The organism is Citricoccus sp. CH26A (assembly GCF_000224415.1).
Taxonomy (GTDB): Bacteria; Actinomycetota; Actinomycetes; order Actinomycetales; family Micrococcaceae; genus Citricoccus.
Window position 1 is genome coordinate 13147 of record NZ_AFXQ01000004.1, and the last position, 24966, is coordinate 38112.

General features: G+C 72.3%; 22 protein-coding genes and 2 pseudogenes. 5 read left to right on the forward strand and 19 right to left on the reverse strand.

Annotation, left to right across the window (positions count from 1 at the left end; all coding sequences use genetic code 11):
• Window positions 1–15: 15 nt before the first annotated feature.
• Genes CITRI_RS0103690 through pyrR form a run of 3 tightly spaced genes read right to left on the reverse strand, consistent with a single transcriptional unit; the run spans window position 16 to window position 2986 of the window.
• Window positions 16–1362, reverse strand: coding sequence for a dihydroorotase (locus CITRI_RS0103690; RefSeq protein WP_010143265.1), 1347 nt, complete (start codon window positions 1360–1362; stop codon window positions 16–18).
• Window positions 1359–2372: an aspartate carbamoyltransferase catalytic subunit gene (locus CITRI_RS0103695; protein WP_010143266.1), complete on the reverse strand. Its 1014-nt coding sequence runs from the start codon at window positions 2370–2372 to the stop codon at window positions 1359–1361. The genes CITRI_RS0103690 and CITRI_RS0103695 overlap by 4 nt, the downstream gene beginning before the upstream one ends.
• Window positions 2369–2986 carry a bifunctional pyr operon transcriptional regulator/uracil phosphoribosyltransferase PyrR gene (gene pyrR / locus CITRI_RS0103700; protein WP_010143267.1) on the reverse strand — a complete coding sequence of 206 codons (618 nt, stop codon included), beginning with the start codon at window positions 2984–2986 and terminating at the stop codon, window positions 2369–2371. Before pyrR ends, CITRI_RS0103695 begins: the two co-directional genes overlap by 4 nt.
• A gap of 151 nt (window positions 2987–3137) precedes the next feature.
• On the opposite strand from pyrR, the gene CITRI_RS19580 reads away from it, so the two are divergent.
• Both CITRI_RS19580 and CITRI_RS16180 read left to right on the forward strand, forming a co-directional pair.
• Complete coding sequence (locus CITRI_RS19580; RefSeq protein ID WP_157998897.1) at window positions 3138–3578, forward strand: hypothetical protein; 441 nt, start codon at window positions 3138–3140, stop codon at window positions 3576–3578.
• Window positions 3461–4360: a PrsW family intramembrane metalloprotease gene (locus tag CITRI_RS16180; RefSeq protein WP_157998898.1), complete on the forward strand. Its 900-nt coding sequence runs from the start codon at window positions 3461–3463 to the stop codon at window positions 4358–4360. The genes CITRI_RS19580 and CITRI_RS16180 overlap by 118 nt, the downstream gene beginning before the upstream one ends.
• On the opposite strand, the gene nusB is transcribed toward CITRI_RS16180, so the two are convergent.
• From nusB to CITRI_RS0103770, 13 genes and pseudogenes are all read right to left on the reverse strand, one after another.
• Window positions 4338–4748 (reverse strand): transcription antitermination factor NusB, encoded by a 411-nt coding sequence (gene nusB / locus CITRI_RS0103710; protein ID WP_010143269.1) that lies wholly within the window; start codon window positions 4746–4748, stop codon window positions 4338–4340. The two genes, CITRI_RS16180 and nusB, sit on opposite strands and share 23 nt — an antisense overlap.
• Window positions 4749–4755: 7 nt before the next feature.
• The gene (gene efp / locus CITRI_RS0103715) at window positions 4756–5319 is read right to left on the reverse strand and encodes an elongation factor P (RefSeq protein ID WP_010143271.1); all 564 of its coding nucleotides are present in this window, start codon (window positions 5317–5319) and stop codon (window positions 4756–4758) included.
• A gap of 66 nt (window positions 5320–5385) precedes the next feature.
• Entirely contained in the window at window positions 5386–6537 is a 1152-nt protein-coding gene (gene aroB / locus CITRI_RS0103720; protein WP_010143273.1) for a 3-dehydroquinate synthase, read from the reverse strand.
• Window positions 6534–7046: a shikimate kinase gene (locus CITRI_RS16185; protein ID WP_010143274.1), complete on the reverse strand. Its 513-nt coding sequence runs from the start codon at window positions 7044–7046 to the stop codon at window positions 6534–6536. Before CITRI_RS16185 ends, aroB begins: the two co-directional genes overlap by 4 nt.
• 68 nt (window positions 7047–7114) lie before the next feature.
• Window positions 7115–8355, reverse strand: a pseudogene (gene aroC / locus CITRI_RS16190) (chorismate synthase).
• Between the two features lie 49 nt (window positions 8356–8404).
• Window positions 8405–9334, reverse strand: a complete 930-nt coding sequence (locus CITRI_RS0103735; RefSeq protein ID WP_010143276.1) for a shikimate dehydrogenase — start codon at window positions 9332–9334, stop codon at window positions 8405–8407.
• Window positions 9327–10735, reverse strand: a pseudogene (gene mltG, locus CITRI_RS20100) (endolytic transglycosylase MltG). Before mltG ends, CITRI_RS0103735 begins: the two are co-directional and overlap by 8 nt.
• Complete coding sequence (gene ruvX / locus CITRI_RS0103745; RefSeq protein WP_010143278.1) at window positions 10686–11243, reverse strand: Holliday junction resolvase RuvX; 558 nt, start codon at window positions 11241–11243, stop codon at window positions 10686–10688. The pseudogene mltG and the gene ruvX overlap by 50 nt, the downstream one beginning before the upstream one ends.
• Window positions 11240–13966 carry an alanine--tRNA ligase gene (alaS, locus tag CITRI_RS0103750; RefSeq protein ID WP_010143279.1) on the reverse strand — a complete coding sequence of 909 codons (2727 nt, stop codon included), beginning with the start codon at window positions 13964–13966 and terminating at the stop codon, window positions 11240–11242. Before alaS ends, ruvX begins: the two co-directional genes overlap by 4 nt.
• Window positions 13963–14358, reverse strand: coding sequence for a hypothetical protein (locus CITRI_RS0103755; RefSeq protein WP_010143280.1), 396 nt, complete (start codon window positions 14356–14358; stop codon window positions 13963–13965). The genes alaS and CITRI_RS0103755 overlap by 4 nt, the downstream gene beginning before the upstream one ends.
• Before the next feature lie 161 nt (window positions 14359–14519).
• Complete coding sequence (gene rpsD / locus CITRI_RS0103760) at window positions 14520–15146, reverse strand: 30S ribosomal protein S4 (protein WP_010143281.1); 627 nt, start codon at window positions 15144–15146, stop codon at window positions 14520–14522.
• A 346-nt stretch (window positions 15147–15492) separates the two neighbouring features.
• Window positions 15493–16002 carry a general stress protein gene (locus CITRI_RS0103765; RefSeq protein WP_010143282.1) on the reverse strand — a complete coding sequence of 170 codons (510 nt, stop codon included), beginning with the start codon at window positions 16000–16002 and terminating at the stop codon, window positions 15493–15495.
• 127 nt (window positions 16003–16129) lie between these two features.
• On the reverse strand, window positions 16130–17572 hold the full coding sequence (locus CITRI_RS0103770) for a replication-associated recombination protein A (protein WP_010143283.1): 1443 nt from the start codon (window positions 17570–17572) through the stop codon (window positions 16130–16132).
• A 31-nt stretch (window positions 17573–17603) separates the two neighbouring features.
• Here CITRI_RS0103770 and dtd point away from each other — a divergent pair, with 31 nt between their 5' ends.
• Window positions 17604–18056, forward strand: coding sequence for a D-aminoacyl-tRNA deacylase (gene dtd, locus CITRI_RS0103775; protein ID WP_010143284.1), 453 nt, complete (start codon window positions 17604–17606; stop codon window positions 18054–18056).
• A gap of 34 nt (window positions 18057–18090) precedes the next feature.
• On the opposite strand, the gene CITRI_RS0103780 is transcribed toward dtd, so the two are convergent.
• Both CITRI_RS0103780 and aspS read right to left on the reverse strand, forming a co-directional pair.
• Window positions 18091–18315 (reverse strand): hypothetical protein, encoded by a 225-nt coding sequence (locus tag CITRI_RS0103780; protein WP_141565937.1) that lies wholly within the window; start codon window positions 18313–18315, stop codon window positions 18091–18093.
• Window positions 18312–20144, reverse strand: coding sequence for an aspartate--tRNA ligase (gene aspS / locus CITRI_RS0103785; protein ID WP_010143286.1), 1833 nt, complete (start codon window positions 20142–20144; stop codon window positions 18312–18314). Before aspS ends, CITRI_RS0103780 begins: the two co-directional genes overlap by 4 nt.
• 168 nt (window positions 20145–20312) lie before the next feature.
• Here aspS and CITRI_RS0103790 point away from each other — a divergent pair, with 168 nt between their 5' ends.
• Window positions 20313–21617: an APC family permease gene (locus CITRI_RS0103790; RefSeq protein ID WP_010143287.1), complete on the forward strand. Its 1305-nt coding sequence runs from the start codon at window positions 20313–20315 to the stop codon at window positions 21615–21617.
• Here CITRI_RS0103790 and hisS read toward each other — a convergent pair.
• Entirely contained in the window at window positions 21604–22956 is a 1353-nt protein-coding gene (hisS, locus tag CITRI_RS0103795; RefSeq protein WP_010143288.1) for a histidine--tRNA ligase, read from the reverse strand. The genes CITRI_RS0103790 and hisS overlap by 14 nt on opposite strands.
• A gap of 257 nt (window positions 22957–23213) precedes the next feature.
• On the opposite strand from hisS, the gene CITRI_RS0103800 reads away from it, so the two are divergent.
• Window positions 23214–24902, forward strand: coding sequence for a DUF349 domain-containing protein (locus CITRI_RS0103800; protein ID WP_010143289.1), 1689 nt, complete (start codon window positions 23214–23216; stop codon window positions 24900–24902).
• Window positions 24903–24966 lie beyond the last annotated feature (64 nt).

Consider the following 24966-nt stretch of genomic DNA (forward strand, 5'->3'; position numbering starts at 1 on the left):
TGGGAGGGTCCTTCTCTAGTGGGTGCGGGGCGTGGCCAGGGCGCGGTCACGCACCACCGGGTGCCCGTGGTTGAACACGTCGGTGACCTGGCCGGGCAGTTCCATGCCGCGGTACGGGCTGTTCCTCGAGCGCGTGGCGTGGGTGGCGGGATCCACCGTGCGCCTGACGTTCGGGTCGTAGACGGTCACGTTGGCCGGGGCCCCGGTCTCGAAGACACCGGCGGCGGAGATCCGGCCCTGGTCCGTGAGCCGGGCGATCCGCGCCGGTGTGGAGCTGAGGATCCGGGACACGCCCGCCCAGTCCATCAGTCCGGTGTCCACGAGGGCGTGCTGGACCACGGGCAGGGCCGTCTCCAGCCCGGTCATGCCCATCGCCGCCACCGTCCACTCGCACTCCTTGGTCTCGGCGGTGTGCGGGGCGTGGTCGGTGCCGACCGTGTCGATCGTCCCGTCCGCCAGGCCCTCGCGCAGGGCCATCACGTCCGCCTCGCGGCGCAGCGGCGGGTTCACCTTGAAGACCGGGTCATAGCTGCGCACCAGCTCCTCGGTGAGCAGCAGGTGGTGCGGGGTGGCCTCGGCGGTGACCTCGATCCCGCGCTCCTTGGCCCAGCGGATGATCTCCACGGAACCGGCGGTAGAGACGTGGCACACGTGCAGCCGCGAGCCGACGTGCTGGGCCAGCAGCACGTCCCGCGCGATGATGGCCTCCTCGGCGACGGCCGGCCAGCCGGACAGCCCGAGAACCGAGGACAGCTCGCCCTCGTTCATCTGCGCGCCCTCGGTCAGCCGGGGTTCCTGCGCGTGCTGGGCCACGACGCCGTCGAACGCCTTGACGTACTCCAGCGCCCGGCGCATCAGCACGGGGTCGGCGACGCACATCCCGTCGTCGGAGAAGACGCGCACCTCGGCCCGGGAGGCGGCCATGGCACCGAGCTCGGCGAGGCGCTCCCCCGCCAGGCCCACGGTGACGGCGCCCACCGGGTGCACGTCGCACCAGCCGGCCTCCCGGCCCAGCTGCCAGACCTGCTCGACGACGCCCGCGGAGTCTGCGACCGGCGTCGAGTTCGCCATGGCGTGCACCGAGGTGAAGCCGCCCATGGCGGCGGCCCGGGTCCCGGTCTCCACCGTCTCGGCGTCCTCCCGGCCCGGTTCACGCAGGTGGGTGTGCAGGTCGACCAGTCCCGGCAGGACGATCCGCCCGGAGGCGTCCACGGTCTCGAGCGGGCCGTCGCCCGCCTCGGCGCGGGAGCGCGCCTCAGGCCCGACCGCGGCCAGCAGTCCGTCCTCGATGAGCATGTCGGAGGTGGTGCCGTCCGGCAGGGTGCCGCCGGAGATCAGGTATCGGGGTGCGGTGGGGCTCACGCTTCAGGCCTCCTGGCGGCGCTGGGGACGAGGTCGGGGGTGCCGGCGGTCTCGGTGCCGGACAGGACGAGGTACAGCACGGCCATGCGCACGGAGACGCCGTTGGCGACCTGCTCCAGCGCCGTGTTCCGCACGGAGTCGGCCGCCGCGGCGGAGATCTCCAGCCCGCGGTTCATGGGGCCGGGATGCATGATGACGGCGTCGTCGGCGCCGGCGGACTCGAGCAGGGCGAGCCGGTCGTCGGTCAGTCCCCAGGACCGGGTGTACTCCGCGGCGGAGGGGAAGAAGGCCTCGTGCATGCGCTCGGACTGCACCCGCAGCATCATCACGGCGTCGGGGCCGGAGGCGATGGCCTCGTCCAGGGAGTAGGTCACCTGGCAGGGCCACTGCTCCACGCCCACGGGCATGAGCGTGGGCGGCGCCGCGAGGGTGACCTCGGCCCCCAGGGTGGTCAGCAGCCACAGGTTGGAGCGGGCCACGCGCGAGTGCAGGATGTCTCCCACGATCACGACCTTCATCCCGGACAGGTCGGTCCCGCGCGGTGCGGTGCCGTGGCGGCGGGCCAGGTGACGGCGCAGGGTCAGCGCGTCCAGCAGTGCCTGGGTGGGGTGCTCGTGCGTGCCGTCGCCGGCGTTGACCACGGAGGAGGTGATCCAGCCGGAGCCGGCCAGCTGGGCGGCGGCCCCGGAGCCCCAGTGGCGCATGACGATCGCGTCCGCGCCGATGGCCTCCAGGGTCTGCACCGTGTCCTTGAGGGACTCTCCCTTGGACACGGAGGTGCCCTTCCCGGTGAAGTTGATGACGTCCGCGCTCAACCGCTTGGCGGCCGCCTCGAACGAGATCCGGGTGCGGGTGGAGTCCTCGAGGAAGAGGTTGACCACGGTGCGGCCGCGCAGGGCCGGCAGCTTCTTGACCTCGCGGCCGGAGACGGCGGACATCTCCTCGGCGGTGTCGAGGATGCGCAGCGCGTCGCCCAGCGAGAGGTCCTGGGTGGAGAGCAGGTGCTTCACCGGGCGTCCTTCCCCACGGCCGTGGCGGGGTCGGCGATGTCCATGATCGCGACGGCGTCCTCGGTGACCTCGCCGGTGCCCGCGGGACCGTCGATCTCCAGGAGCCGGACCTGGACGCGCTCGGCGGTGGAGGTCGGCAGGTTCTTGCCCACGAAGTCGGCCCGGATGGGCAGCTCACGGTGGCCGCGGTCCACCAGGACCGCCAGCCGCACGGCGGCGGGCCGGCCGACGTCGTTCAGGGCGTCCAGGGCCGCCCGGATGGTGCGCCCGGAGTACAGGACGTCGTCCACGAGGACGACGACGGCGCCGTCGATCCCGGAGGCCGGGAGCCGCGTGGGGGCGGGGGTGCGGGAGGTGGAGCGACGCAGGTCGTCGCGGTACAGGGTGACGTCGAGCTGGCCCGTGGCGGCGGCCGCGTCGAAGCCGGGCTCGATCCGCTCCAGCTTCGCGGCGATGCGCTCGGCGAGCGGCACGCCCCGGCGGGGGATGCCCAGCACGACGATCCCGTCCGGGCCTCGGTTGGCCTCGAGGATCTCGTGGGCGATCCGGGTCAGTGCCCGGTCGATGTCCGCAGCGGACAGGACGGTCCTCGCATCGCGGGGTACAGCCTGCACACATGCCTCCTTCCCCGCCTCACAGGACGGAACTTAAAGGAAACGCAACCCCGGTAGGGGTGTGTCTGGTCCGGCGTCAACCCTACCACCGGGACCCGTCGCCACGGGGCAGAGACGGGACGTGACGGACCGGGATGACAGGATGGGAGGCATGTCACAGCAGGTCGGCGGCCCCGGGCCGCAACCGCCCGCGCCCACCCCCTACGCGACCGCGCCCACACCCCGTCAGCTCGAGCGGGGCCGGCGTCGCTCCACCGCCGCCGTGACCGTCCTGCTGGTGCTCACCGCCGCCGTCGCGGTCCTGGTGGCGCGGTTCCTCGCCTCGGCCCTGGGTCCGGACACCCTGTTCGTGGTCGGGCTGCTCGCCCTCGTCCCCCTGGCGATCGTGCTGGTCGGGCTGTGGTGGATCGACCGGTGGGATCCGGAACCGCGGGGCTGGCTGGCCTTCGCCCTGCTGTGGGGGCCGGGGTGTCCGTGTTCGGCACCCTCGTGCTCGGGGAGGCGTTCACGGCAGCCTTCGGCGGGTTGTCCGCCCTGGACGCCGGCACCTTCGGCGCGGTGGTCCAGGCCCCGGTCGTGGAGGAGGTCATGAAGGGGGCCGGGCTGATCGTCGTCTTCCTGGCGGCGCGGTCGCACTTCGACGGGCCCGTGGACGGGGTCGTCTACGCCGGGATGGTCGCCGCCGGCTTCGCCTTCACCGAGAACATCCTCTACTTCGGCGCCGCCTACGGCGAGGTGGGGTGGGGTCCGGAACTGGCCGTCACCTTCGTGCTGCGGGGGCTGTTCTCGCCCTTCGCCCACGTGCTGTTCACCGTCTGGATCGGGTTCTTCCTGGGCGTCGCCGCCCACCGGATGGGTCCCGGGTCCCACGCCGCCCCGGCCCGCTGGGCGGGATGGTTCCTGCTGGGCCTGGTCCCGGCCGTCCTCGGGCACGTCCTGTGGAACGGCGGCCTCGCGCTGCTCTTCGACGACTTCTTCTCGTTCTACGTGCTGCTGCAGGTGCCGCTGTTCCTCGCCGCGATCGCGGCCGTGCTGCTGTTGATGCGCGGTGAGCGGCGCCTGGCCCACGAGAAGCTGGCCCACTACGAGCGGACCGGATGGCTGCTGCCCCAGGAGACGGTCATGTTCGGCACCCGGGCTGGCCGGCTCCAGTCCCGGCGCTGGGCCCGCCGTGCCGGCGCCGGTGACCAGCTGGTGCGGCTCGAACGCACGGCGCGCCGGCTGGCCGCCGTGCGGCACCGGCTCGACCGGGGACACGACGTGGAGCGCAACGCCGCCGAGGAGTCCCGGCTGCTGCGGGCCACGGTCCGCCAGCGCCAGGAGCTGCTGGCAGCGGTCGGGTCGGCCGGGGTCAGTCCAGCAGGGTCGGCTTGAGCTGCTGGATGCGGCCGAGCAGACCGTTGACGAACTCCGGGGAGGCGTCGGTCGAGAGCTCCTTGGCCATGGTGACGGACTCGGCCACGGCCACGCCGTCCGGGACGTCGTCGTTGAACAGCAGCTCCCAGGCGCCGATGCGCAGGATCGAACGGTCCACCGCGGGCATCCGGTCCAGGGTCCAGCCCTGGGCGTAGGAGGAGAGGATCTCGTCGATCCGCTCCTGCTCGGCGATGACGCCGTGGATGATCTCGACCGTGTACGGGTTGATCACCTGCTCCGTCGACGTCCGGCGGGAGGTGATGCCCTCATCCGGCGTGGTCCCCCGCTGCTCGGCCTCGAACAGGATCTCCAGGGCGCGCCTGCGGGCGCGGCCTCGTGCACTCACCGGCGGATCAGTCGTTCACGCGGCCGAGGTAGTCACCGGTGCGGGTGTCCACCTTGACCTTGGTGCCCTGGTCCACGAACAGCGGGACCTGGATCTCGTAACCGGTCTCCACCGTGGCCGGCTTGGTGCCGGCGGAGGAACGGTCCCCCTGCAGGCCCGGCTCGGTGTAGGTGATCTCCAGGACCACCGACGGCGGCATGTCCAGGTACAGCGGGGTGCCCTCGTTCATGGCGATGGTCACCTTCTGGTTCTCCAGCATGAAGTGCGCGGCGTCCCCGACCACGGCCGGGGAGACCGTGATCTGGTCGTAGGTGTCCAGGTCCATGAACACGAAGTCCTCGCCGTCCTGGTACAGGTACTCGTAGTCCGAACGGTCCACGGTGGCGGTCTCGACCTTGGCCCCGGCGTTGAAGGTCTTGTCCACGAGCTTGCCCGTGGTGATGTTCTTCATCTTCGTGCGCACGAAGGCGCCGCCCTTGCCCGGCTTCACGTGCTGGAACTCGATCACGTTCCACAGGTGGCCGTCCATCTTCAGGACGGTGCCGTTCTTGATGTCATTGCTGGTTGCCACAGTCTTCTCCGTCTGTTGCCTCGTTCGAAGTCCAGTCGACCATTCTAGGCGATGACCGGGGTCCGGTTATTCGGCGATCTCCTGGTAGGTGGCGAACAGCAGCGAGGCATCCGGGACGTCGTAGGTCGTCGGGCGGGCGAGGCCGTCCAGCAGGACGAAGCGCAGCTGGTCGCCGCGGTTCTTCTTGTCCCGGCGGATGCCGTCCAGCAGCGTCTCCCAGCGCCCGGCCGCGTACGTGGTGGGCAGGCCCAGGGACTCCAGGATGCTGCGGTGCCGGTCGGCGGTGGCGTCGTCCAGCCGGCCGACGGAGCGGGCGAGCTCGGCCGCGAAGACCATGCCGACGGAGACGGCCGCCCCGTGGCGCCACTGGTAGCGCTCGGCCAGTTCGATCGCGTGGCCCAGGGTGTGCCCGTAGTTGAGCATCTCCCGTAACCCCGCCTCGCGCAGGTCCTGGGAGACCACCTCGGCCTTGACGCTGATGGAGCGCTCGATCAGCTCCCGCAGCTGGGGCGAGTGCGGGTTCTGGGCCTGCTGGGGCGAGGACTCGATGACGTCCAGGATCGTCGGGTCGGCGATGAACCCGCACTTGACCACCTCGGCGAGCCCGGAGACGAGTTCGTTCGGCGGCAGGGTCAGCAGGGTGTCGAGGTCGGCCAGGACACCGGCCGGCGGGTGGAACGCGCCGACCAGGTTCTTGCCCTCGGCGGTGTTGATCCCGGTCTTCCCGCCCACGGCGGCGTCCACCATGCCCAGCAGGGTGGTGGGGATGTGCACGACCCGCACGCCGCGCAGCCAGGTGGCGGCCACGAACCCGGCGACGTCGGTCACCGAGCCGCCGCCCACCGCGACGATCGCGTCCGAGCGGGTGAAGTCGTTCTGGCCCAGCACCTGCCAGCAGAACGCGGCGACCTGGATGTGCTTGCCCTCCTCGGCGTCCGGGATCTCCGCGGTCAGGGCGGTGTAACCGGCCGTCTCCAGGTCCGCCTTGACCACGTCGCCCGTGGCCCGCAGCGCGCGCGGGTGGATGACCAGGACGCGGCGCACGCCGGCGCCCAGCATCTCCGGCAACCGGGCCAGCAGCCCCTTGCCCACGACGACGTCGTACCCGCCGGAGGCCGAGGCCCCGGATCCACCCGAGACGGGGATGACGGTGGCGTCATCGGCGGCCGGAGTGGGAGTCCCGGGCGTATCGGCCTGCGGCACGTTCGGTTCGGTCATGGATGGACAGCTCCTGGGGTGGGGGAAACGGTTTCGGCCTCGCGCACGAGGCGGATGATGGTCTGGGCCAGCTCGTCGGCCGACCGGTCGGTGGTGTCCACCGTCCAGTCCGACACCTCACGGTACAGTGCCTCGCGCTCGGACAGGATGCGCCGCCACGTGCGACCGGGGTCACCCGCCAGCACCGGGCGGCCCTCACCGCCGCCGACCCGGCGCAGCGCGACGGCCTCGTCGACCGTCAGGTAGACCACGTGCGACCCGGCCAGCCGGGACCGGGTCAGGGCGCTGAGCACGGCGCCTCCGCCGAGCGAGAGCACGCAGGGCTCGGCGCGGCTGATCGCCTGGCCGATCACGTCCTCCTCGGCCTGCCGGAAGGCCGGCTCGCCGTGGCGTGCGAAGTAGTCCGGGATGGGTCCGTGGGCGGACTCGAAGAGCTCGTCAGCGTCCAGCCGGTCCAGGCCGAGGGCACGGGCCAGGACGGTGCCGACCGTCGACTTCCCGGATCCCATGGGCCCGACCAGCACGATGCGCTGACGGGGGAACCGGTCCGGGGCGCCAGTCGGGACTGGTCCGGGCGTCACTGCAGCGGATCGCCCATCGGTGCCTCGGCAGCGGAGACCCCGGTGGACTCCGGTGCGGGCAGGGGCTCGAGGGCCGCCACGAAGTTGTCCAGGTTCCGCCGGGTCTCGGCGACCGAGTCCCCGCCGAACTTCTCCAGGACGGCCTGGGCGAGGACGAGGGCGACCATGGCCTCCGCGACGACGCCCGCGGCCGGGACGGCGCAGACGTCCGAGCGCTGGTGATGGGCCCGGGTGTCCTGTCCGGTGGCGGTGTCCACGGTCTTCAGGGCGCGGGGCACGGTGGCGATCGGCTTCATGCCGGCGCGGACGCGGACCACTCCCCCGGTGCTCATGCCGCCCTCGATGCCCCCGGCGCGGTTCGAGGTGCGCAGCGGGTGGCCGTCCTGGCCCCGGATGATCTCGTCATGGGCGGCGGTGCCGCGGCGGGCGGCCGTGGTGAAGCCGTCCCCGACCTCCACGCCCTTGATGGCCTGGATGCCCATGAGGGCGGCGGACAACCGCGAGTCCAGCCGACGGTCCCAGTGGACGTGGCTGCCCAGCCCCACGGGCACACCGTAGGCCAGGACCTCGACGACGCCGCCGAGGGTCTCGCCCTCCTTGTGGGCGGCGTCCACCTCGGCCACCATCGCGTCGGAGGTCAGTTGGTCGAAGCAGCGCAGCGGGTCGGCGTCCAGCGCCACCACGTCGTCCGGGCCCGGCAGTGCCGAGTCCTCCGGCACCGAGACGGTGCCGACCGCCGTGGTGTGCGAGACGGTCCGGATGCCCAGTTGCGCCAGGAAGGAGCCGGCCACCGTGCCCAGGGCCACGCGGGCGGCGGTCTCGCGGGCCGAGGCCCGCTCGAGCAGCGGGCGGGCCTCGTCGAAGCCGTACTTCTGCATGCCCGCGAGGTCGGCGTGACCGGGCCGCGGGCGGGTGAGGGCGGCGTTGCGCGCCAGGCCCTCCAGTTCCTCGGCGTCCACGGGATCGGCCGACATGACCTTCTCCCACTTGGGCCACTCGGTGTTGCCGATCTCGATCGCCACGGGCGAACCGAGCGTGGAGCCGTGGCGGACGCCGCCGAGCAGCGTCACCTGGTCCTGCTCGAACTTCATCCGGGCCCCCGGCCGTAGCCGAGCCGGCGGCGCGCGAGGGCCTCCTGGACCATGACGGTCGTCAGGGGGATGCCCGCGGGCAGCCCTTCGATGATTCCAACGAGTGCGGGCCCATGTGATTCGCCCGCTGTCAACCAGCGCACCATGGACTTGATTCTCTCACGCACCGCCGGGCCCGCCGGACGGTGTGACGGATCAGGACCCGGCCGGCGGCGCGGGCTCGCGCGCGGGCAGGCCGATCGCCGCGGCCATCGCACCGGTGACGGCGGCCCAGTCGGGTTCGGCGGTGCCCGTCCGGACGCGGGCCGTGAAGAGGCGGACCTGCTCGACGGCCTGGTACAGCAGCATCTCCAGCCCGCTGACCACGTCCCCGCCCTGACCGGACCATGCCGAGGCCAGGGCCGAGGGCCAGGGGTCGTAGGCGGCGTCCAGCAGGGGCGGCAGTCCCCGCGTGCCGGCGGGGCCGGTGGCGGCCAACGCCGCCGCGGTCGGGTCGGCGGCTCGGGGCGGCAGCGTGGAGACGACCGCGCGGAACCCGGGCGTCGAGGCCGGGAAGTCCGCCAGCGTGCGCACCGCGGCGTCGAGGCCGAAGGCGCGCGCCAGCGTCACCTGCCCCACCGCCCGGTCCGGGTTCCGCACGAAGACCTCGATCCCGTCCAGACCCAACTGCGCGGCGGCGGCGATGGCCGCCGCGGCCGTTCCCCCACCGCCCAGGATGCCCATCCGGCCACCGGTGGCACCCCGGTCGAAGCCGGCGGCGACGAGGGCCCGGACGATGCCGTCCACATCCGTGTTGTGACCGGACAATGAGCCGTCGGTCCCTCGGACGACCGTGTTGAGCACGCCGAGCCGTTCCACGCGGGGCGAGACCGAGTCCATGAGCCCGACCATCGGGGCCTTCAGGGGCATCGTCACGGACAGGCCGAGCCAGTCCGCCCCCGACGCGGCAGCGGCGCCGAGCCCGGCCACGAACCCGGACAGCTGTTCCGGCGTGACGTCGTGGGCGCGGTAGTCGATGTCGAGGCCCAGGACGCGATAGGCCGCCGCGTGCAGGTCGGGGGACTTCGAGTGGGCGATGGGATGCCCGAGCACGCCCGCGTGCCAGCGGTGCACCGGTTCAGCCACAGATCTCCTTGTTCTCGGCACAGTAGTCGCGGTACTCCTGCTGGTACGTCCGGTGGGTGGCGTAGTCCCGGGCGAACTTCGTCTCACCGGTCTCGATGTTCGTGGTCACCCAGTAGTAGAACTCGTTGTCCTCCGGGCTGGACGCGGCATCGATCGCCTCCGTGGACGGCGCGCCGATCGGTCCGGGGGAAGGCCGCGGTGGGCGTAGGTGTTGTACTCGTTCGAGGCGTCCTCCTTCTCCTCCTGGGTGAACTGGAGCTGGCGCTGGCCCAGTCCGTAGATCACGGTCGCGTCGATCTGCAGCCTGCCGTCGGTCTCCGGGTTGTCCGGGTGCAGGCGGTTCTCGATGATCCCGGCCACCGTGGCGTAGTCCTTCGGCAGCGCCTCCGCCTCCAGGATCGATGCGATGGTGAGCGTGCGGAGCTGCTCGGCCTCGTCGGTCACGCCGTCCGCCTCCAGGGTGGCGAAGGTCGGTTCGGTCAGCAGGGTGAGGATCTCGGCCGGTTCGGCCTCGATGTCGAAGCGGTACTCCCCCGGTGCCAGGTAGCCCTCGAGGCTGGGCGCCGTCTCCGGCAGCCCGAAGTCCGTGGGATCCTCCGCCGCGGCCTCGAGGTCTTCCACCGGGATGCCCGTGGAGGTGGAGATCGCCTCGAAGGCCTCGTTCAGTCGCATGCCCCGGTTGATGGCCACGTAGTGGACCTGGCCCACGCCCTCCCGCTGCAGGATGGCGGCGGCGTCCGAGGCCTTCATCTGCGACCGCAGCGGATAGTCGCCGGGCTGGATGGAGTTCTCCGAGCGCGACTGGTTGACCGCCTCGATGAACGCCTCCCGGCTGGCCACGATGTCCTGGTCCTCCAGTCGCGTGCCGATCGCCAGGGCGCCCTCACCCTGGTTCACCGTGAAGACGACCTCCTCACCGCCGGGGCCGGGATAGTCCTTGGCGGCCGGTGAGGGAAGCAGTCCCCGGACCCCCAGGGACAGGCCGACCACCAGCAGCACGAACACGCCGAAGGCCGAGACCAGGGCGATGTTGCGCCGGCGGCGGCGCTTGCGCCGGGCCTCCCTCTTGGCCTGCTGGGAGGCGTCCTTGGCGCGGTCCGGGTTGATGGTCACCGTCTGGTAGCCCTGCCGGCTGGAGGGCCGGACGATGACGGGGGTCGCCGGCGCGCCGTGGACCTCGCCACGCTGCTCCGGGTACTGGCGGCGGTCCTCGTCCAGGTCCTGGCCGTCCTGGCCGGGCTCGGGGCTGTCCCCGCTCTCGGAGCCCTGCGCCCTGGCCTCGGGGTCACTCCCCGCCGCGGGCTCGTTCCCGGGCTGGGCGTCCGCGGACGCGCCGGTGCCCTCGGGGTCTTCAGGAGTCAGGTTGGTCACGCGTGACGTCCTCTCCTTCGTTCGGATCACCGGCAGGGATGGGGACGGGACGACCCGCGTCCCGCTGGAGTGATTGTTGCATAGTCAAGGCCTGCTCAAGGATCTGCACCGCGGCGACCTGGTCCACGACCTCACGATGCTGCCGGCTGTTCCGGCCGGCCTCGTGCAGCTGCCGGTGGGCGGTCACCGTGCTCAGCCGTTCATCGACCAGGCGGACCCCGGCGCGGCTGCCGGCCCGGAACAGCTCCGCAGCCAGCTTTCCGGCGTAGTCCACGGCGTCCTGGGTGGAGGCAGTGGGGTGCCCCTGCAGGTTGACCGGATGGCCCACGTAGACCGTGACCGCGTCACGGTCCAGGGCCTCCCGGACGATCATGCGCCGGTCGGACCCCTTCCGCGCGTCGCGCCTGAGGGTCTTCACCGGCGTGGCCATGATGCCGTCCGGGTCGGAGGCGGCCAGCCCGACGCGCGCGCGCCCGACGTCGACCCCGAGCCGGACGCCGCGCGGGAGCGCGGGCGGTGGCAGCGGTGCCTCGCTCACGCGCCCGCGGTCGGGACGGTCGCGACGATGGACTGCCGCACGGCCTCGAGGGCCTCGAGGATCCGGGTGGTGTCCTGGCCACCGCCCTGGGCGACGTCGTCCTTGCCACCGCCGCCGCCGCCGAGCACGGAGCAGGCGGTCTTCACCAGGGCGCCGGCCTTCAGGCCGGACCCGCGCGCCGCCTGGCTGGTGGCCACGACCACGAGCGGGCGGCCCTTGGCCACGCCGGCCAGGACCGCGACGACGGCGGTTCCGGCGGCGTTGCCGCTCGCGTTCTCGAGGCGGGAGCGCAGGTCCAGCGCCAGCGTCCGCAGCTCGTCGCCCGAACCGACCTGGCCGGCGTCGTGGGCCAGCACCTTCACGCCCGAGATGTCCACGGCCTTGTCGAGCAGGCGACCGGCCTCGGCCTGCAGTTGCGCGGCCCGCAGGGCGGCCAGTTCCTTCTCGATCTCCTTGAGCCGGCCCAGGGTGGCGGCCACGCGGTCCCTCACCTGGTCGGCCGGGACCTTGAGCATGCCGGTCAGCTCGTTGACGAGGGTCCGCTCGGTGGCCAGGTGGCGGAACGCGTCGAGGCCGACGAGGGCCTCCACGCGGCGGTTGCCGGAACCGACGGACTGCTCGCCGAGCAGGGCCAGGGAGCCGATCTCCGCGGTGGCGCCCACGTGGGTGCCGCCGCAGAGCTCGCGCGACCAGGCGCCGTTGACCTCGACCACGCGCACGCGGTCCCCGTACTTCTCGCCGAACAGGCTCATCGCCCCGAGCTCGCGCGCCTCGGACAGGGACATCTCCTGGGTGAGCACCGGGTAGTTGTCCCGGATGGCCACGTTGGAGACATCCTCGACCTCGGTGCGGGCCATCTCGGACATCGCCTCACCCCAGCGGAAGTCGAAGCGCAGGTAGCCCTCCTTGTTGAAGGACCCGGACTGGGTGGCCTCGGGGCCGAGGACCTGGTGCAGCGCGGCGTGCACGATGTGCGTGCCGGTGTGCGCCTTCTGGGCGTCCAGGCGGCGCTGCAGGTCGATGGCCCCGACGGCGGTGGCGCCCGCGGGCACCTCGCCCTGCCGCACCTTGACCCGGTGGACGCTCAGCCCCCTCAGCGGGGCCTGGACGTCGAGGACCTCCAGGACGAACCCGTCCCCGGTGATCAGGCCGGTGTCCGCGGCCTGGCCGCCGGACTCCGCGTAGAACGGCGTGGCGTCCAGGACCAGTTCGAGCTCCTGGCCCGCGGCCGCCGAGGTGACCTGCCGGCCCCCGGCGAGCAGTCCGCGGATCCGGGACTCGGTGGTGTGCTCGGTGTACCCGGTGAAGACGGTGTCTCCCTCGGCGACCAGCTCGCGGTAGGCGGAGGCGTCGACGTGGCCGGACTTCTTGGACTTGGCGTCCTGCCGGGCACGGTCGCGCTGCTCGGCCATCAGGCTCCGGAAGCCCTCCTCGTCCACGCTGACCCCGGCCTCGGCGGCCATCTCGAGGGTCAGGTCGATCGGGAAGCCGTAGGTGTCGTGCAGCTCGAAGGCGTCGGCGCCGGAGATGCCCGGGCGTTCGGGGTCCTGGACCCGGGCCGAGGCCACGGCACCGTCCATGCGGGCGGTGCCGGCGGTGATGGTCCGCAGGAAGGCCTTCTCCTCGTTGTAGGCGATCCGCGAGATGCGCTCGAAGTCGCGACCGATCTCGGGGTAGGTGCCCACCATGGCGTCCCGGGACACGGGCAGCAGCTCGGGCAGCACCGGGTCGGTGACGCCCATCAGCCGCATCGCGCGCACGGCGCGGCGGATCAGGCGGCGCAGCACGTAGCCGCCGGCCTCGTTGCCCGGGACCACGCCGTCGGTGATGAGCATCAGTGCGGAGCGCACGTGGTCGGCGATCATGCGCAGCCGGACGTCGTCGGCGTAGTGCGGGTCCCGGGGGTCCTCGGTGGAGGTGTACTCACGGCCGGCCAGCTCGGCGGCGCGGTCCAGGACGGGACGGACCTGGTCCGTCTCGTACATGTTCTCCACGCCCTGCAGGATCATCGCCAGGCGCTCCAGGCCCAGCCCGGTGTCGATGTTCCGGTTCGCCAGTTCCCCGGCGACGTCGAAGTCCTCCTTCGTGCGCACCGTGGAGAGCTGGTACTGCATGAAGACCAGGTTCCAGATCTCCATGTAGCGGTTGTCGTCCGCGGCGGGACCGCCCTCGACCCCGTACTCGGGCCCGCGGTCGTAGAAGATCTCGGAGCAGGGACCGCCGGGCCCGGGCTGGCCGGTGTTCCAGTAGTTGTCGGCCTTGCCCATGCGCTGGATGCGGCCGGCGGGCACGCCCACCTCATCCCGCCAGATCCGCTCGGCCTCGTCGTCCTCCTCGTAGACGGTGATCCAGAGCCGCTCCGGGTCCAGGCCGTAGCCGCCCTCCTCGCGGGAACTGGTGAGCAGCTCCCAGGCGAAGGGGATGGCCTGCTCCTTGAAGTAGTCGCCGAAGGAGAAGTTGCCGCACATCTGGAAGAAGGTGCCGTGCCGGACCGTCTTGCCGACCTCCTCGATGTCCGCGGTGCGGATGCACTTCTGGACGGTGGTCGCGCGCGGGTACGGCGGGGTCTCCTGCCCGAGGAAGTAGGGGATGAAGGGGACCATGCCGGCGATCGTGAAGAGCAACGACGGGTCCGGGGAGACCAGGGAGGCCGAGGGGACGACGGTGTGGTCCTTCTTCTCGAAGAACTCCAGCCAGCGGCTGGCGATTTCCTGGGACTTCATGACTGCTTCCGTGAGTCGGGGCGGGTGGACCGGCCGGCGGTGCCGGACGCGGAGGTGGCGGGGGCGGCGGTGGCGGTGCCGGGGATGGTCTCGTGGGCTGCGGCGGGGGCATCCCCGGCCGTGGTCCGCGGCGCGGCACCGGCCAGCGTGGAGGAGACGGTCTTCCAGGCCGGCACCTCCTCGCGCAGCTGATAGACGAAGGACCGGGCGCTGGCGGCCAGTGCGGTGGCCGCGGCCTGGCCGGCGTTGCGGCCGATGTTCTCCGGGTTCAGGGTGTTCCGGAGCGTCTCCTCGGCCTTGAGGGCGGCGGCATCGCGGCCCTTGCTGTAGGCGGTGTGGCCGAGCCATCCGGCCGCGGCGCCGACGCCCAGCAGCAGTACGCGCTTGATCACGACAGGTCCTTTCCGGAGGGGTGACTGGTCTACCTTACCGGTGGCGGGAGTCGGACGCTGAAACCGGCACGGGCGGACGGCTGCGGCACCGCGTGCACCCCCGTTAACGCCGAGGACCCGGCCTCCCCTCGGGGAGGACCGGGTCCTGCGTCACGTGCGGATCAGCGCGCGTAGTACTCGACCACGAGGTTCTCCTCGCAGGTCACGGGGACCTCGGAGCGCTTGGGGCGGCGGACCAGCTTGGCCTGCAGCTTGTCGATCTCGACGTCCAGGTAACCCGGGACGGTCGGCAGGACCTCCTGGTGTGCACCGGTGGCGGAGATCTGGAACGGGACCATCTTCTCGGAGCGGGAGTGCACGTGGATCAGCTGGCCCTCCTTCACGCGGAAGGACGGACGGTCCACGCGGGCGCCGTTGACCATGATGTGGCGGTGCACGACCATCTGGCGGGCCTGGGCGATGGTGCGGGCGAAGCCGGCACGCAGCACCAGGGCGTCCAGGCGCATCTCGAGCAGCTCGACCAGGTTCTCACCGGTCAGGCCCTCGGTGCGCTTGGCCTCTTCGAAGTAACGGCGCATCTGCGCCTCGCGGATGTTGTACTGGGCGCGCAGGCGCTGCTTTTCCTTCAGGCGGACCGAGTAGTCGGAGTCGGCCTTGCGACGGGCACGGCCGTGCTGGCCGGGGCCGTACGGACGGCGCTCCATGTACTTCTCGGCCTTGGGGGTCAGGGCGATGCCGAGGGCGCGCGAGTGGCGCACGGTACGGCGCGAACGGAGGTTGGAAGCCACGAGGGACCTTTCTTGTCAGGCGGCACGGTTCTGGTGTGATCTCCGGTCCTGGCACAGGTGGGGACTCCCACGGTGTGACAAGTTGCAGACCGGAACCTGGCCTCCGTCGCGTCCTGCGGAGAGCTGAGGGGCATGCCGCTGCCCGTCATCGCTGCAGCGCCGCACGTCGGCGGTCCGCGGAAGCGGACCGGCCGGGACGGGACCTGCGGTGACTGCGGCCACGAGGACCGGTCCACCACGGGGAATACTGGCGGCGCTTGCCAGACAGCGGACTACTCTACCAGCCCCCGGGAGCCGTCCGCACCGGGCGGCCGGGCGGCCGGGCGCCCCTCAGTTCGGGCGCCCCTCAGCCCCGGGGTGTCTCGGGCATCGGCCGGCCCTCGGCCACCTGGGCGGCCTGGGCGACGTGCGAGGCCTCCACCAGCACGTCGTAGGACTCGGCCTCCATCACCTGGACCGAGGAGAAGTCGCGCTTGCCGCGGGTCGCGGCGTGGCCGATGGCCCCGAAGATCGCCCCCCAGACGGCACCGAAGCCCACGGCCAGCAGGATCATCAGCAGGCCGGACTCCGGGGCGAAGATCACGAACAGGATGCCGATCATCAGCCCGAACCACAGGCCGCCGAGGGCGCCCTGGCCGGCGGCCCGGGCAGTGGTCAGCCTCCCCGTGATCTGCTCGACCGAGCGCAGCCCGGTGCCCACGATCCGCGTCCTCTCCACCGGGAAGCCGCCGTCCGACAACCGGTCCACGAGTTCCTGGGCCTGTTCGTACGTGGTCACGGTCTTGAGGATGCGGTAGTCGACCTCCGTGGTGTTGGGCACCAGGCGGGACGCGGGGTTGTTGGCGGGAGTGGTCATGGGACGGCCTCCGGTTTCCCCGGGCCGCTGGGAGCGCTGTCCCGGACCCGGACGGTGCGGACAGGAACGACTCCATCCTAGGTCTGTCCGGGCCCCCGGGGCGCGGGTGCGTCCGCCGGGAGCGGTGTCAGCCCTCGGCGCCCTGCTCGTCGGGCTTGCGCGCAGGCGGCGGCGTGCCGCGGATGATGGACCGTAGGCCCTGCACCCGGTCCCCCAGGTTCCGCTCCACCCCGTTGCGGGTGGGCCGGTAGTAGTCCTTGCCCCGCAACGGGTCCGGGGCGTACTGCTGGCGCGCCACCCCGTGCGGAGCGTCGTGGGAGTAGACGTACCCCCTCCCGTGGCCGAGACCGGCCGCACCCGGGTAGTGGGCGTCGCGCAGGTGCGCGGGCACCTCGCCGGACAGTCCGGCGCGGACGTCGGCCACGGCCTCGTTGATGGCGGTGTAGGAGGCGTTCGACTTCGGGGCGGTGGCCAGGTGCACCACCGCCTCGGCGAGCACGAGCCGGCCCTCGGGCATGCCGATGAGCTGGACGGCCTGCGCCGCGGCGACCGCGGTCTGCAGCGCGGTGGGGTCGGCCATGCCGACGTCCTCCGAGGCCGAGATGATCAGCCGGCGGGCGATGAACCGGGGGTCCTCTCCCGCCTCGAGCATGCGGGCCAGGTAGTGTAGGGAGGCGTCCACGTCCGAGCCGCGGATGGACTTGATGAAGGCGCTGATGACGTCGTAGTGCTGGTCACCGGCCTTGTCATAGCGCAGCACCGCGCGGTCCATGGCCTGCGCGGCGTCCTCCACGGTGATCGTGGGCGTGCCGTCCTCCGCCCCGCGGTCCAGCGCGACGCCGGCACTGGCCTCCAGCGTGGTCAGCGCGCGCCGGGCATCGCCCTGGGCCATCCGCACCAGGTACTCCCGGGCCTCGTCGGCCAGTTCCACCGTGCCGTTCAGGCCGCGCTCGTCCGCGACCGCCCGGTCCAGCAGGTCGCCGATGTCCGCGTCCGTCAGGGGCTTGAGGGTCAGCAGCAGCGACCGGGACAGCAGCGGCGCCACGACCGAGAAGGAGGGGTTCTCCGTGGTCGCGGCCACGAGCACCACCCAGCGGTTCTCCACGCCCGGCAGCAACGCGTCCTGCTGGGCCTTGTTGAAGCGGTGGATCTCGTCCAGGAACAGCACGGTGGTCCGGCCGTAGAGGTCGCGGTCGTCCAGGGCGCGGTCCATGACCGCCCGGACGTCCTTGACGCCGGAGTTGATGGCCGACAGTTCCACGAAGGTGCGTCCGGGGCCTCGGGCGATCACGTGTGCCAGGGTGGTCTTGCCGGTTCCCGGGGGCCCGTACAGGATCAACGACGACGGCCCGGCGCCCGAGCCGCGGCCGCCACCGGCGCCCTCGGCCAGCTTGCGCAACGGCGACCCGGTGTGGAGCAGGTGCTGCTGGCCGACCACCTCGTCCACGGACCGCGGCCGCATCCGCACCGCCAGCGGGGCACCCGGGCGCGCCCGGACGGCCTCGGAGGCGCCGTCGTCGGGCTCCTCGGCGTCATCGGAACCGCTGAGGGCACTGAACAGATCACTCACCGCTCCAGCCTAGATGAGCCACCATGGAGGCATGAGAGCACTGCTGCAGCGCACCACGTCCGCCTGTGTCACGGTCGACGGCGAGGTGGTCGGCCGGCTGGATCGACCGGGGCTGGTGGTCCTGCTGGGCGTGTCCGTGGAGGACACGGAGGCGGAGGCCTGCCAACTGGCGGCCAAGGTCGCGGGACTGCGCGTGCTCGACGACGAGCAGTCGCTGCTGAGCGCCGGGGCCGGGGCCCTGGTGGTCAGCCAGTTCACGCTCTACGGGGACGTCCGCAGGGGACGCCGGCCGTCCTGGACCCGGTCGGCACCCGCCGAAGGCGCCGAGCCGCTCTACGAGCGGTTCACGGCGGAGCTGGCCGGGCAGGGGATCCACGTCGAGCGCGGTGTCTTCGGGGCGATGATGGAGCTGTCCCTGGTCAACTCCGGGCCCTTCACGGTGTGGGTGGACACCGACGACCTGACGGGGCCGCGACGGGGCTAGCGCGCCCGGGCGGGCCGGGCGCGCCGGCACCCGATCAGCGCCGGCGCGCCGCCCAGATCCGCACGGAGACCACCGCGGCGGTGACTCCCCCGGCCCCCGCGACGAGCCAGCGCAGCAGCATGGGCCACTCGGTCGTGAGGTCGATCAGCATGCTCAGGCCGAACGTCACCACGAGCAGCGGCAGCAGGCGCACCGCCGTGGGCGGGACCACCCGCGGATCGGGGTCCGCGGGGCCCGTGCCGGTCGGCGGCTGCATCACGCTCGGGCGCCGTCCGCGGCCGGTCCGGCGTCGGCCGGCTGCTTCGGCTCGGGCTTCGCGTCCACGCCGGCCTCCTTGCGCTGCTGCGGGGTGATGGGTGCGGGGGCTGCGGTCAGCGGGTCGTAGCCGTTGCCGGTCTTCGGGAAGGCGATCACCTCGCGGATCGAGTCCGCCCCGGCCAGCAGGGTCACGATGCGGTCCCAGCCGAAGGCGATGCCGCCGTGCGGGGGCGCGCCGTACTTGAAGCCCTCGAGCAGGAACCCGAACTTGGACTGGGCGGACTCCTTGTCCAGGCCCATCAGGTGGAACACCCGCTTCTGGACCTCGGCCTGGTGGATACGGATGGACCCGCCCCCGACCTCGTGGCCGTTCACCACGATGTCGTAGGCGTAGGAGAGCGCATTCTCGGGGTCCGTGTCGAAGGTGTCGAGGAACTCCGGCTTCGGCGAGGTGAAGGCGTGGTGCACGGCGGTCCAGGCACCCGATCCCACGGCCACGTCACCGGAGGCCACCGCGTCGGCGGCCGGCTCGAACATGGGGGCGTCCACGATCCAGGCGAAGGCCCAGTCGGCCTCGGCCGCGGGGACGTCCGGCCCGGCGTCCTTGACCAGGCCGACGCGGTGGCCGATCTCCACGCGGGCCGCACCGAGCAGGGCGCGCGAGGGCTTGGCCTCGCCCGCGGCGAAGAAGACGCAGTCCCCGGGCTGCGCGCCGACGGCCCCGGCCAGTCCGGCCTTCTCCGTCTCGGAGATGTTCTTGGAGACCGGGCCGGTCAGGGAGCCGTCCTCCTGCACGAGCACGTAGGCCAGTCCCCGGGCGCCGCGCTGCTTCGCCCACTCCTGCCAGGCGTCCAGGGTCCGGCGCGGCTGCGAGGCCCCGCCGGGCATGACCACGGCGCCCACGTAGGGGGCCTGGAAGACGCGGAACGGGGTGTCCGCGAAGTACTCGGTGAGGTCGGTCAGCTCCAGGCCGAAGCGCAGGTCGGGCTTGTCCGAGCCGTACTTCTCCATGGCCTCCCGGTAGGTCATCCGGCGGATGGGGGTGGGGACGTCCACGCCGACCAGCGACCACACGGCCTTCAGGATCCGCTCGCCGAGGGAGATGATGTCGTCCTGCTCCACGAACGAGGCCTCGATGTCCAGCTGGGTGAACTCGGGCTGGCGGTCCGCCCGGAAGTCCTCGTCCCGGTAGCAGCGGGCGATCTGGAAGTACTTCTCGATGCCGCCGACCTGCAGCAGCTGCTTGAACAGCTGCGGGGACTGGGGCAGGGCGTACCAGGAGCCCGGCGCGAGGCGGGCCGGCACCAGGAAGTCCCGGGCGCCCTCCGGGGTGGAACGGGTCAGGGTGGGGGTCTCGACCTCGATGAAGCCCTCGTCGTGCAGCAGGTTGCGGGCGGTGCGGTTCACCTCGGAACGCAGGCGCATGATGCGGGCCGGCTCCGGGCGGCGCAGGTCCAGGTAGCGGTGGCGCAGCCGGGCCTCCTCGCCGACCTCGACGTGCTCGTCCACCTGGAAGGGCAGCGGGGCGGCGGTGTTGAGCACGGTCACGGTGTCCGTGATGAGCTCGACCTCGCCCGAGGGCAGGTGCGGGTTCTCGTTGCCCTCCGGCCGGCGCTCCACCGTGCCGGTGACCTGGAGGACGAACTCGTTGCGCAGCGGGTCGAAATCCTTCTCGTCCCGGACCACGACCTGGGCGAACCCGGACGCGTCCCGCAGGTCCACGAAGGCGACCCCTCCGTGGTCCCGGCGACGGGCCACCCAACCGGTGACGGTGACGTTCTGTCCGATGAGCGAGGCGTTGAGCTCGCCCAGCTGGTGGGTGCGCAGCACGAGGGTCCTTCCGGTCCCGGTTCACCGGGATGTTGGTCTGGTGTCGATCTGGTGTGATAGGTCTTCAGCCGTCAGCACCGCGCGGGCTCGATACGTCCCGCCGCCGTCCGGCTCCGGGGATGATTCTAGTCCGTGGCCCGGGACAGATTCCCCGACGGAGGACACGCCATGCCCCAGACCCACCCCGCCGCCGGTCCCCCGGCCGCCCTGCAGCGCCGCCTGGGCCTGCCCGGCGCGATCGTCATCGGCGTCGGGTCGATGGTCGGCGCGGGCGTGTTCACCTCCCTCGGCCTGGCGGCCTCCACCGCGGGGCCGCTCCTGGTGCTCGCCCTGGTCCTGGCCGGTGCCACCGCGTGGATCAACGCCACGGCCATGGCCCAGCTCGCGGCCGTCCACCCGACCTCCGGCGGGGCCTACGTGTACGGGCGGCGCCAGCTGGGCGAGTGGGCCGGCTTCGTGGCCGGCTGGGGCTTCGTCACCGGCAAGTCCGCCTCCATCGCCGCGATGGCGTACACCCTCGCCCTCTACCTGGTCCCGACGGCGTCCGGGGCCTCGGACCGGACGGCCCGCTGGGTGGCGATCGCCGCCGTCGTGGTGATCACCGGCATCACCCTGCTGGGCATCACCCGCACGGTGCAGGCGACCGTGGTGATCGTGACCCCGGTGCTGGCCCTGCTCGCCGTGGTGATCGTGACCGGCTTCGTGGGCGTCACGCCCGGCCCCGTCCCGGCTACCGGCGGGGGCGCGTCCGGTGCGGCGATGGACCCCACCCCGCTGGGGGTGCTGCAGGGCGCCGGGCTGCTGTTCTTCGCCTTCGCCGGCTACGCGCGCATCGCGACGATGGGCGAGGAGGTGCGCGATCCCCGCCGCACCATCCCCCGGGCCGTCTTCGGTGCGCTGGCGTTCACGCTCGTGCTCTACCTCCTGCTGGCCGTGAGCCTGCAGGCCGTCCTCGGTGTCCAGGGGCTGGGCCAGACCCCCACCGCGGTGCGCGACGCCGTCGAGGTCGTGTTCGGGCCGGACTGGGTGTGGCTGGCCGTGGCCGGTGCGGCGCTGGCCTGCCTGGGCTCGATGCTGAACCTGGTGGCCGGGATCTCCCGGACGGGCCTGGCGATGGCCCGGGAGCGCGACCTGCCGCCGCCGCTGGCGCGGATCTCGGCACGGACGTCCGTGCCGTGGGTCGCCCAGCTCACGGCGGCGGCGGTGGTCGTCGTGATGCTGCTCACCGCGGACGTGCTGACCGTCGTGGGCTACTCGTCCTTCGGCGTGCTGGTGTACTACGCCGTGGCGAACGTCTCCGCCCTCACGCTCACCGAACGGGTGGTGCCGGGCCCCCGGTGGCTGAACCTGCTCGGCGCGGCGGCCTGCCTGCTCCTGGCCTTCATGCTGCCGGTCCAGTCGGTGCTGGTCATGCTCGCGGTCTTCGCCGTGGGCCTGGCCGGCCGGGCCGTGGTGGGGCTCAGGCGCCGGTGACCCGGGGACGCAGGTCCTCCTGCGGCGGCATCCATGATCCCGGGTCGGCCGGGACCTGTTCACCGGAGCGGATGTCCTTGACCTCGTGGACGGTCCGGCCGTCCTCGGTGCGGGTGAACCAGACGAAGGGGATGCCCCGGCGGTCGGCGTACTTGATCTGCTTGCCGAACTTCTCCGCGGAGACCGCCACCTCGGTCGCGATGCCGCGGGAGCGCAGTGCGCGGGCGGTGTCCTGCGCGGCCGACCAGTCGTCGTCGTGGGTCAGGGCGACGTACACGGCGGTGGGCACGGAGCGAGAGGCCGAGGCCATCTGGGTGGAGAACATGCGCATCAGCAGCCGGGTCACGCCGATCGAGAGTCCCACGCCCGGGAAGGTGCGGTTGCCCTTGGCGGCCAGCGCGTCGTAGCGCCCGCCGGAGCAGATGGAGCCGAGCTGTTCGTGGCCGGTCAGCACGGTCTCGTAGACGGTGCCGGTGTAGTAGTCCAGGCCGCGGGCGATCGAGAGGTCGGCGACGGCGCGGCCCGGGACCCGGCGGTGCAGTTCGCCGACGACGGCGGCCAGTTCCTCGAGTCCCTCGTCCAGCAGGTCGTGGGTCACCCCGAGGGCGCGGACCTGCTCCACGAAGGAGGTGTCCTCGGTGCGGATGGCGGCCAGGGACAGGGCCTGGGCCGCCTGGTCGGCGGTGGCGCCCAGTTCGGACTGCAGCAGGCGCGAGACCTCGTCGGGACCGATCTTCTCGAGCTTGTCGATGTTGCGCAGCACGCCGGCGGTGTCCGTCAGCCCCAGGCCACGGTAGAAGCCCTCGGCGAGCTTGCGGTTGTTGACCCGGATGGTGAAGTCACCGATCGGCAACTCGGCCAGGGCCTCGGCCATCACGAGCGCCACGTCCACGTCGTAGCGGAACGGCAGCGTGCCGTCGCCGACGACGTCGATGTCCGCCTGGGTGAACTCCCGGGCGCGGCCCTCCTGGGGGCGTTCACCGCGCCAGACCTTCTGGATCTGGTACCGGCGGAACGGGAAGGACAGGTGGCCGGCGTTCTCCACGACGTAACGGGCGAACGGCACCGTGAGGTCGAAGTGCAGGGCCAGCCGGTTGAGGTCCTCCGCCCCGTCGGGGCGTTCGGCCGGATCGCCCTGCAGCCGGGAGACCGCGTAGACCTCCTTGTCGATCTCGCCCTTGCGCAACAGCTGTCCCAGGGTCTCCACGGCCCGCGTCTCGATCGAGGAGAAGCCGTGCAGCTCGAACGTGGTCCGCAGGGTGTCCAGGACATGCTGCTCAACGATCCGCTCAGCGGGGAGCCACTCATGGAAACCGGACAGGGAAGCCTTGCGGGACATGGACGACCTTTGCGTTGGGGCGGGTGCGGTGACGTGCCGGCGCGACTCCGGTCAGGCGGATGCCGCGGGTGTTCGGCATCCCATTCTAGGTCCAGCCGGTACGCTGGACGTGATCGTGTCCAGACGTCCCTGCGGCCGCCAGCCGGTGCAGGGCACCAACAGGGAGTTCCAGCGGTGACGACCAGTCAGCAACCCGACGACCAGCAGACCACCCCCCGCCGGCGGAGCAGTCCGCGGAGCAGGCTCCCCAGGAGGCCGTGCACCAGCCCACGGACCCGTCCGTGGAACAGGCCCCCGGCCAGGCCGCACCGGCGACCGCGCAGGAGGCCGCGACCGAGGCTCCCGCAGGTGCGCCCGGGCCGTCACCCGCCGGGTCCCTGGCGGAGAGCGAGACGGAGGCCGTCCTGGCGTCCGTGGGCGCGGTGGAGGCGTCGGACGTCCCCCATGAGGCCCCGGCCGGTCAGACGGCCCCGGGAGAGCCCGCTGCCGATGAGCCGGCGCCGCAGGCCGCCGCCGCGCCGACCTCGGACACGCCCACGCCGCGGGGTGGACGGCCCGGTGCACCGAAGCCGGCCGGCAAGCCCAAGCCCTCCGGCAAGCCCAAGCCGGCGGCCGGCCCCGGTCGCCCGGCGGCGCCCGGACGCACTCCCACCGCCCCGGCGACCCCCCTGCCGGCTCCGGACTACTCCACCCCGGTGGAGGAGGCGGCGAAGTTCGCCACCGTCAGCGACGACGGCCACGTCACCCTGATCGACGGCGAGGAACGGCACCCGGTGGGGCAGTTCCCGGACGGCACCGCCGAGGAGGCGATCGCCTACTTCGCGCGGAAGTATGACGAGGTGGTCTCCCAGCTGATGCTGCTGGAGCAGCGGGTCGCCGCCGGCGCCCCGGCCGGTGAGATCCAGAAGACCCTGGGCCACCTGCGCCAGACCATCGCCGAGCGCGGCATGGTCGGGGACATGCCCGCCCTGCGCGCCCGTGTGGAGGCCCTGCAGACGCGCCTGGACGACCTCAAGGTCGCGGAGCGGATCGCCCTCGAGAAGGCCCAGGCCGAGCAGCTCTCCACGCGGGAGGCCATCGTGGCGGAGGCCGAGGCCCTCGCGGCCAAGGACCCCGCCCAGGTGCAGTGGAAGCAGACGAGCGCCCGGATGGCCGAGCTGTTCGAGGACTGGAAGGCCGCCCAGAAGGCCGGTCCCCGGCTCGGCAAGGCCGTGGAGGACGGGCTGTGGAAGCGGTTCCGCACGGCCCGGACCACCCTGGACAAGCACCGCCGGGCCTTCTTCTCCCAGCTGGATGCGACCAATGCCCAGGCCAAGTCGGTCAAGGAGAAGCTGATCGCGCGCGCCGAGGCGCTGTCCACGTCCACCGATTGGGGAGCGACGGCCGGCGCCTACCGCGACCTGATGGACGAGTGGAAGGCCGCACCCCGGGCCTCCCGCAAGGAGGACGACGCCCTTTGGGCGCGCTTCCGGGCGGCCCAGGACGTCTTCTTCAACGCCCGCAAGGCCACCAACGACGAGATCGACCGTGAGTACGGCGAGAACCTCAAGCTCAAGGAGCAGATCCTCGCCGAGGGCCAGAAGCTGCTCCCCGTCAAGGACGTCAAGGCGGCACGCAGGGCCCTGAACGAGCTGCGCGGCCGGTGGGAGGACGCCGGACGGGTGCCCCGCAAGGACGTGACCCGCATGGAGTCGGCGTTCCGCAAGCTCGAGGAGGGCCTGAAGTCCGCCGAGGACGAGCACTGGCGCAAGACCAACCCCGAGACGAAGGCCCGGACCAACTCCGCGCTGAGCCAGCTCGAGGACAAGGTCGCCGAGCTCGAGGACGACCTCGCCAAGGCCCAGGCGAAGGGTGATGCCCGCGCCATCAAGAAGGCCCAGGACGCCTTGGACGCGCGGCGGATGTGGCTGCAGACGCTGCAGCAGTCGGCGCAGGGCCTGCGCTGACCCTCTCCTCCACCACCCCCTGCCGGGGGTGAGTTGTCCACAGTGAGGGCCCGGCCTGGTGCCG